Origin of the sequence: Streptosporangium heterodermiicola (assembly GCF_051390675.1) — a bacterium.
Taxonomy (GTDB): Bacteria; Actinomycetota; Actinomycetes; order Streptosporangiales; family Streptosporangiaceae; genus Streptosporangium.
This window is the reverse complement of the sequence record NZ_JBPJSR010000019.1, coordinates 158811-166884: the sequence shown is the minus strand read 5'-3', so window position 1 is coordinate 166884 and position 8074 is coordinate 158811. Positions and strand designations below refer to the sequence as shown.

The window sequence follows — 8074 nt, the reverse complement described above, 5'->3', positions numbered from 1 at the left end:
AGCAGTCCCATACAGCAACACCGCCTTACGCGAGCACGCACCACCAACCCGTATCAACCATTTGACCAGGGCGGCGATCTGCCGACCTGGGACGTGCCGTTGACTCGTAATGAAGGGGTCTGGGGTTCGATTCCCCAAGGCGGCTCCAGGTCAGAGGCCCCCACCGGGTTCCGGTGGGGGCCTTTTGCTAACACCCTTGCTAACAGGGCCGCGGATCTGGTGGCTTTCCCCGCGACAGGGTTGAGCGTCGGTCGCCTTCAACGCGCCGATACTGCGGCCGTCTACGAACACGGTCTGCCTGAGACGGTGCGCCGCTCGCACAGTGAGCACCACACCTCGCCCGGCTCCGGCAGTCCGGTTACTTCGTTCAGTAACGGTCCCTTGATCTGACTCAGGGCTGTGGTGTCTTTGCTGAAGCAGCGGGCGACCCAGACATCATGATCGTATGTCCACCAGTTGTCGAGGTGAAGGTGCACAGCGGACGCTCCGTCGAACCACCACAGGTCCGCTGGCCCTGAAGCCTCATCGATTCGCGGAGGAAAGCCCGCACCCACCAGAACCGGGGCCGTTCCCCGTGTCGTGACCAATTCCAGCGTCAGATGTGACCAGCGGTGGACGGCCACAAGCAGCGCGTGCGCCTCAAGCCGCTGCTCGACGGTCCGGTTGAGGATCCTGAGCGGCTTGTCGGCGAGGGTCATCCCGACGCGGCCGTCCAGTAGAACCTCCACACCCCACGTCCAGTCACCGTCCACGATTCCGTAAAACGCCCATCCGTGGGGCGTCCAGTGGACCCTCGCATTGCCATCCAGCCCGTATTCCATTCCATTGGGTCCCAAAGCCGGGCACCACAGCCCGCCGTACCTCCGCTCGAAAGCGATCATCGCCTCAACGGCTTCAGTAGGAGCCTCGACCTCGATCCCGGCATGATCAACGGCACGGGCAGCCCGTTCGATCCAGTCCGCGGGCGTTGGTTCATACCAGCGCGCGTTTTCGTGAAGGAAGGTGTGGAGACGAGGCGATACCGAGCGGTCAGTTCGTATGTGCACATCTCAACGTAAAGTCCCTGAGCCTGCACTGGGCAGGGTCAGGGACCTTTGTAAGAGGCCGAACCATCTCTTATTCGAGAGCTTTGGCGAAGACATCGGCGGCGGCGGTTTCCGCTGAGCGGATCACGTGGGCATAGACGCGGAGGGTGATCGCTGGATCAGCATGCCCGAGCCGGGATGCGACCACATGGACCGGGACGCCGGCCAGGAGGAGCTGTACAACCAGCTCGGTTACGGCCTGACGAAACTCAGTCCCGCCTCCGCGTAAGCCGGACGTCGTCGCCGGGCCGCGAGGGGCGTCGCACTCCGCCCGCGCCGCCGAGGCCGCGCGGTGGGCGGAGGTGAGCCGCTCCGCGAACTTCCCGCAGGTGAGTGATCCCCCCCGACGGAGGCACCCGGCAAGGGGTGACCGAGACCCCCTTTCCCTCGCGTCGCATCACCCACCTCGTACGGCAGGCCGGACGCGGCCGTCGACGCGGTCCGGGCGCGATGTCCGCGGGCCGCTGACCGGCCGCTTTCGGCTTGACTTCGCCGTCGCGTCAACATCTACCGTCGTGAACGAGCCGGAAGATCCGGCCCGGTGACGGTGGGAGCGGGTGGGCGGGCCATGGCGTGGTCGATCGCACAGGTGGCGCGGATGTCGGGGGTGACGTCGAAAACCCTGCGTCACTATGACGAGATCGGGCTGCCGGCACCCGCCTGGGTCGGCGGGAACGGCTACCGCCACTACGAGGAGGAGCAACTGCTGCGGCTGCAGCAGATCCTGGTCCTGCGGGAGCTCGACCTCGGTCTCGCCGAGATCAAGGAGATCGTCGACCGGCACACCGACCCGGTGGAGGCACTGCGCGAGCACCACCGGCGGCTGCTGGGGGAGCGCGACCGGCTGGACGCGGTGGCCCGCGTGGTCGCTCGCACCATCACCGAACTCCAGGAGAGCGAAGGAAAGGATGACATGTCCAAAATCAGCAGGCCGGAGAACCTGTTCGAGGGGTTCGACGGGGCGCGGTACGGCGCGGAGGCCCGCGAGCGGTGGCCGGGGCACTGGGAGCGGTCCGGGCAGCAGGAGCTCCTGGACACCGCGACCCCGCAGGAGATCGACCGCATGGGACGGGAGGCCACGGCGGGAATGATCCGGATGGCCGAGCTCATGGCCGCCGGCACACCCGCCGACGACCCGATCCCGCTTTGTGGAGCCGGGCTTCTCGCGAGGTCTGACGCGCGGTTCGCCGCGAACTTATCGGTGAAAACCGGGCCTTTTTCCTCCCGCCGGAGTGCCCGAGCCGTACCGGAGGGCCACTCGGAGTCGGGTACACGTGCGATGAGCACCTGGAAAACCCCATAATCTATGGCTTATGTCTGAACGGGGTGAGGGACAGTCAGGGGTCGCGTCCAATGTCGGGCGCCTGGTCGCCATCGCGGCGGCGGCGGGGTTGCTGGTCGCGGGGATCGCGTTGCCGGCCGTGGGAGGCGCGGGTCTGGGCTTCGTGTCGGCCACCAACGAGCTGAATCTCAAGCCCGAGGATCTCGTCGAACCGCCGCCCGCGGAGGTCTCGATCGTCCAGGACGCCAGGGGCAAGGAGATCGCGCGCTTCTACGAGGAGTACCGCGAGGTCGTCAAGCTCGACCAGATCTCCGAGATCATGAAGACGGCGATCATCTCGATCGAGGACTACCGGTTCTACCAGCACGGCGCGATCGACCTTGAGGGCACGATCCGCGCGTTCGCCAAGAACCTGCACGCGGGCGGGGTGAGCCAGGGCGGATCCAGCATCACCCAGCAGTACGTCAAGCAGGTCCTGCTCAACTCGGCCTCCACCGACCAGGAGAAGGACAAGGCGCTGGAGGCCAGCTACGCGCGCAAGCTCAACGAGCTGCGTCACGCGATGGCGGTGGAGGAGAAGTACTCCAAGGACGAGATCCTGGGGAAATATCTGAACATCGCCTACTTCGGCGCGAGCGCCTACGGCGTGGAGGCCGCGGCCAAGCGGTTCTTCGGGGTGAAGGCGGCGGACCTCACCCTGCCGCAGGCGGCGACGCTGGCCGGTGCCGTCCAGGACCCCAACGCCACCGACCCCAACCTGGGCAAGAAGCAGCGCGAGCGGTTGCTGAACCGGCGCAACGTCGTGCTGGACCGGATGGCCGAGCTGGGCAAGATCACCCCGGCCGAGGCGGCCGAGGCGAAGGCCACCAAGCTCGGCTACAAGGGGACGAAGTTTCCCGGCGGCTGCGAATCCAGCAATTACCCGTACTTCTGCATCTACGTCCGCAACGAGATCCTGCGCAACCCCGACTTCGGCAAGACGGCCAAGGCTCGTGAGGACTTCCTCAACCGGGGCGGCCTGACGATCAGGACCACGATCGACCCGACCATGCAGGCGGCCGCCAACGCCGCGATCAAGAAGTGGGTCCACCCCTCCGACAACCCGGTGGCGGCCGAGGCTCTCGTCCAGCCGGGTACCGGGGCGATCAAGGCGATGGCCGCGAGCCGGACCTACGGCCGCAGCAAGGCCAGGAACGAGATGTCCTACAACCTCGTCGCCGACGCCGCGCACGGCGGCGGCGTCGGCCTGCAGGCCGGCTCGACCTTCAAGACGTTCACGCTGCTCACCGCGCTGGGACAGGGGATGAAGGTCAACGACGGGCTGGCGGCCGGTGCCGGTTTCCGCGCCTCGGGATACTCGGCGTTCAAGAACTGCAAGGGCGAGAACATCGGCGACCCGAGCCACACCGTCACCAACGACGAGGGCAACCCCGGCTGGAAGACCCTGCAGACCGGCACCTGGGGTTCGGTGAACACCTTCTTCATGGCGCTGGAACAACGCGTCGGGCTGTGCGAGACGATCAAGACCGCCAGGTCGCTGGGCATCCACCGCTCCGACGGTCTCAAGCTCCTGGAGTTCTCGACGTTCACGCTCGGCACCAACGAGATGGACCCGGTGACCGTGGCCAACGCGTACGCCGCGATCGGCGCGCGCGGCAAGTACTGCTCGCCGATGGCGATCAGCCGGATCACCGACCGCAACGGCAAGGTCACCACCTACAAGCCCAAGTGCCGCCAGGCGATCGACCCCGAGGTCGCCGACGCGGCGGCCGACGTGCTGTCGGGCGTGTTCACCAAGGGCACGATGCGGTCCGTCGGCGGTATCGGCCGCGACGCGGCGGGCAAGACCGGCACCACCGACAGCTCCGCCACCGCCTGGTTCGCCGGGTTCACCCCGGACCTGGCCGGCGCGGTCAGCATCGGCGACCCGCGCGGCTCACAGGACTACAAGCTGAACGGCGTCACGATCGGCGGCCGCTACTACGGCTCGGTCTTCGGGGCCAGCATTCCGGGTCCGATCTGGAAGGACACGATGCTGGCGGCGCTGAGGAACGTCGAGCCGACCCCCTTCACCCCGATCAACACGGAGCGGTTCGGCGGGTGCGGCCAGAGCTGCCAGCCCGCGCCGCCCCCGTCGAACGACGACGAAGGGGGCCCCATCGAGATCAACCCCGACGATCCCGGTGGTTTCGGCGGGCCCGACTGGAACAACGGTCCCGGCGGTCGCGGGAACGACGGCGGTGGCCGGGACAACCCCTTCGGCGGGGGCGGCGGCTGACGGGTTCTCCCACGGGGGCACGTCCTGCCGTTCTCCCACGGGGTCACGTTCTGCCGTTCTCCCACGGGGTCACGTCCTGCCGGGCGTGATCCCGTATCGCTGGAGTCGCTCGGCCTCGTCGGCGCGGCCGAGCTGTCTCAGCAGGCCGATCGCCCGTCGCAGGGCGCCTGGAAGGCCCAGTTCGGCGGCGCGCAGGTAGGCGAGGACGGCCCTGTCCGGGTGGCCGGTCTCGTGCAGCAGGACGGCGGTCCAGATCAGGGCGTCGGTGTCGCCAGCCTCGGTACGGGCGCTCAGCCAGGTGACGGCCTCCTCCGTCTCGCCGGTCTCGTACATCAGGTCGACCGCGTGGCCCAGGGCGCCGGTGTCGCCGGTCTCGGCGCGGGCCCGGAGCCAGGTGACCGCCTCCCCGGAACGGTCCAGCTGGTACATCAGGGTGGCGAACCGCCCGAGGGCGTCGGCGTCGCCGGTCTCGGCGCGGCCTCGCAGCCAGGTGATCGCCTCCTCGGCCCGCCCGGTCTCCTGGAGCAGCTCGACCGCCTTCCACAGGGCGTCGGTGTCGCCGGTCTCGGCGCGGGCCCGGAGCCAGGTGACCGCCTCCTCGGTCCGGTCCGCCCGCTGGAGCAGCTCGACCATCCGCCACCCGGCGCCGGTGTCCCCGGCGTCGGCGGCGTGCCGGTAGGCGGCGAGGGCCTCCTCGGTCCGGCCCGTCTCCTGGAGCAGCTCGACCATCCGCCAGCCGTCGCCGGTGTACCCGGTCTCGGCGGCGTGCCGGTACGCGGCCAGGGCCTCCTCCAGGCGACCCTCCCGGTGCAGCAGGGCGGCCATCGACCAGTGCGAACCGGCGTTTCCCGATTCGGCGGCGCGCCGGTGGGCGGCGATCGCCTCCGTGGTCCGCCCCGCCCTCTCCAGCAGGTGCGGCAGCAGGTCGAGGGCGAGACGGTCGCCGTCCTCCGCGCGGGCGTACAGCCAGGTGATCGCCTCCCCGAACCGGTTCGACTCCCGCAGCAGCTCGACCGCCTCTTCGAGGGCGAGGCGGTCACCGGTCTCGGCGCGGGCGCTCAGCCGGGTGATCGCCTCCTCGATCTGTCCCGTCCGCTGGAGGAGGCCGATCGATCGCCAGTAGGCGTAGGTGTCGCCGGTCTCGGCGCGAGGTCCCAGCCAGGTGATCGCCTCCTCGACCCGTCCCGTGTACTGGAGCAGCTCGACCTTCTTCGCGATCGCGCGGTGGTCGCCCCTCTCGGCGCGAGGTCCCAGCCAGGTGATCGCCTCCTCGGCCCGCCCGGTCTCCTGGAGCAGCTCGACAGCCTCCCACAGGGCGCCGGTGTCGCCCCTCTCGGCGCGGATCCGCAGCCAGGTGATCGCCTCCTCCGCCCGTCCCATCTCCCGCAGCAGGGCGACGGCCTGCTTGAGGACGTGGCCGTCGCCGGTTCTCGCGGCGCGACGGCAGGCGGTGATCGCCTCCTCCGTGCGGCCGGTCCTGTACAGCAGGGACGCCAGCCACTCCGGGGCGTCGACGTTCCCGGCCTTCGCGGCGCGCAGGTAGGCGGTGAGGGCCTCCCCGTGGTGTCCCGCCCTGTCGAGGAGCGCCGCGGTCCAGACGGGAAGACCGGCGTCGCCGAACCAGTCGTGGGCGCCTAGCCAGGTGAGCGCCTCCTTCGCCCTTCCCTTGCTCACGAGCAGGGCGATCGCCTCCCTCGGGGCGTCGGCGTTCCCCGCCTCCGCGGCGCGCAGGTAGGCGGCGATCGCCCTCTCGCGGTGTCCGGCCCCCTTGAGGATGGCGCCGCTCCAGCCGAGGGTCCGGGCGTTGTCCGGCCCGCCGTGGACGCGCAGCCAGGTGAGCGCCTCCTCGGTACGTCCCGTCTCCCCGAGCAGGGCGATCGCCTGCCGGGGGGCGTCGGGGTCACCGGCCGTGGCGGCTGCCCCGTACAGCAGGAGGGCGTGGTGGTAGAGCCCGCGGGCCCGGGCCTCGGCGGCGAGGCGCGGCAGGTCCTCGTGGTCGGCGTGGAAGACCAGCGCGTCCCACAGGGCCGCGGGAACGGGACGCGTACGGCGCTCGGCGCGGCCGAGCTGCTCCAGGTGGTCCGCCAGCCGGTAGCGGGGGTACGAGGCCGGCTCGTCGTGGCGGGGACGGACGCGTGTGAGGGGGCCGTGAGCGCCACAGGCGTAGGCCAGGGCCCGTTCGAACCAGTCCCGGGGCAGGGAGCCGTACTCGTAGTCGGTCAGGTAGTCGAACGCGGCGGTCTTCAGGAGGGCGTGCGGAAGGGCGGGGCCGTGCTCCGCGCGCCTGGCGTCGATGGCGGCCTCGATCACGGCCTTGGCCGGGGCGGGCGCGTTGCGGTAGCGCTCCACCATGCCGGGCACGCCGGTCAGGTACTGGGTGATCCGGCCGTCGCGGGCCCCGGCGTACGCGCGCTCCAGACGCGGGTCGCCGCCCGCCGCGCCGCGTACCGCCTCCAGGGGGGATCCGGTGAAACGGTCGGGGACGTGGACGGCCGTGCCGGTTACCAGCGCCCGTGCCTGGGCGCGGGGGTCGGCGCCGCCGCTCGCGGCGGGAAGCGCGGTGAGGGCGGCCCAGTATTCGGGCCAGAGGGTGCCCAGGACCAGCACCGGGCCGCGCTCCGGGTCGTCCACCAGGGCCCGCAGCCCGGCGGCGACGCGCTCGCCCAGGCCGTCGGCCGCGGTGAGCAGGTAGGACTGCGACTCGTCGAGCCACACCACGGTCCGCGGCGCGAGGGAGCCCAGGGCGAGGGCGGTCGTCTCCGGACGGCCGGGATCGCCCGGTTGCCACAGCCGCCACCCGCCGGGCAGCAGCCGCACGGCCTCCCAGCAGGCCCGGGTCTTGCCGGTCGACGAGTCGCCGACCAGCATCGCGACCGCGCTGCGCCCGGCCACCGCCCGCCGTACGGCGGCGGCCAGGCGGTCGTCGTGGGGGCGCGGCACGTAGGCGGGCAGGCCGGGCATTCCGGCGGCCTTCGCGCCCGCGTCGATCGCCCGCTGCACCCCCAGCGAGAACGGGTCGGTCAGCGAGCGGATCGGCAGCCCGGCCGGCGAGGCCAGGCGGGCCCTCCTCCACAGCTCGCGGCCCCGTGCCACGGCGTCGGAGGTGCCGGCGGGGTCTCGCCGGGCCAGACGGGCCAGCACGGTGATGACGGCCGTCAGGTCGGCCTGGCTGGGAGGCGGCTCCACCGAGGCCAGCATCCGGCGGACGGACTCGTGTCCGGGGGCGCCGGGACCGGGGAGGTCGCCGGCGATTCTCTCGGCGATGTCGTCGGGAGTGGGGGCCCCGGCTTCCAGGTGCAGCTCGTGCAGCAGGTCCCCGAGTTCACGGAGCGGTCCCTGAGGAGGCCGCGAGCGGATGAACAGGAGCGGTCGCCGCCGTACGCCGCCGTTCTCGTCGCCGTTGTTCATTTCTTGTCGCCACTCATCGCA

Annotated in this window: 5 protein-coding genes; 3 read left to right on the top strand and 2 right to left on the bottom strand. The window is 70.7% G+C overall.

What is annotated here, in order from left to right:
- Positions 1–281: 281 nt before the first annotated feature.
- On the bottom strand, positions 282–1046 hold the full coding sequence (locus ACSC1Q_RS33215; RefSeq protein WP_436762646.1) for a hypothetical protein: 765 nt from the start codon (positions 1044–1046) through the stop codon (positions 282–284).
- Positions 1047–1173: 127 nt separating this feature from the next.
- On the opposite strand from ACSC1Q_RS33215, the gene ACSC1Q_RS33210 reads away from it, so the two are divergent.
- From ACSC1Q_RS33210 to ACSC1Q_RS33200, 3 genes are all read left to right on the top strand, one after another.
- Positions 1174–1314, top strand: coding sequence for a hypothetical protein (locus ACSC1Q_RS33210; protein ID WP_436762645.1), 141 nt, complete (start codon positions 1174–1176; stop codon positions 1312–1314).
- A 339-nt stretch (positions 1315–1653) separates the two neighbouring features.
- The gene (locus tag ACSC1Q_RS33205) at positions 1654–2388 is read left to right on the top strand and encodes a MerR family transcriptional regulator (protein WP_436762644.1); all 735 of its coding nucleotides are present in this window, start codon (positions 1654–1656) and stop codon (positions 2386–2388) included.
- 10 nt (positions 2389–2398) lie between these two features.
- The gene (locus tag ACSC1Q_RS33200; RefSeq protein WP_436762643.1) at positions 2399–4645 is read left to right on the top strand and encodes a transglycosylase domain-containing protein; all 2247 of its coding nucleotides are present in this window, start codon (positions 2399–2401) and stop codon (positions 4643–4645) included.
- Positions 4646–4714: 69 nt separating this feature from the next.
- Here the strand turns inward: ACSC1Q_RS33200 and ACSC1Q_RS33195 are convergent, their stop codons facing one another.
- Positions 4715–8053 (bottom strand): hypothetical protein, encoded by a 3339-nt coding sequence (locus tag ACSC1Q_RS33195; RefSeq protein ID WP_436762642.1) that lies wholly within the window; start codon positions 8051–8053, stop codon positions 4715–4717.
- Between the last annotated feature and the right edge of the window lie 21 nt (positions 8054–8074).

What these genes read in the sequence shown, in the direction of transcription:
- ACSC1Q_RS33200 (WP_436762643.1), top strand. Translation starts at nt 2,399, where the DNA reads ATGTCTGAACGGGGTGAGGGACAGTCAGGGGTCGCGTCCAATGTCGGG.
- ACSC1Q_RS33205 (WP_436762644.1), top strand. Translation starts at nt 1,654, where the DNA reads ATGGCGTGGTCGATCGCACAGGTGGCGCGGATGTCGGGGGTGACGTCG.
- ACSC1Q_RS33195 (WP_436762642.1), bottom strand. Translation starts at nt 8,053, where the DNA reads ATGAACAACGGCGACGAGAACGGCGGCGTACGGCGGCGACCGCTCCTG.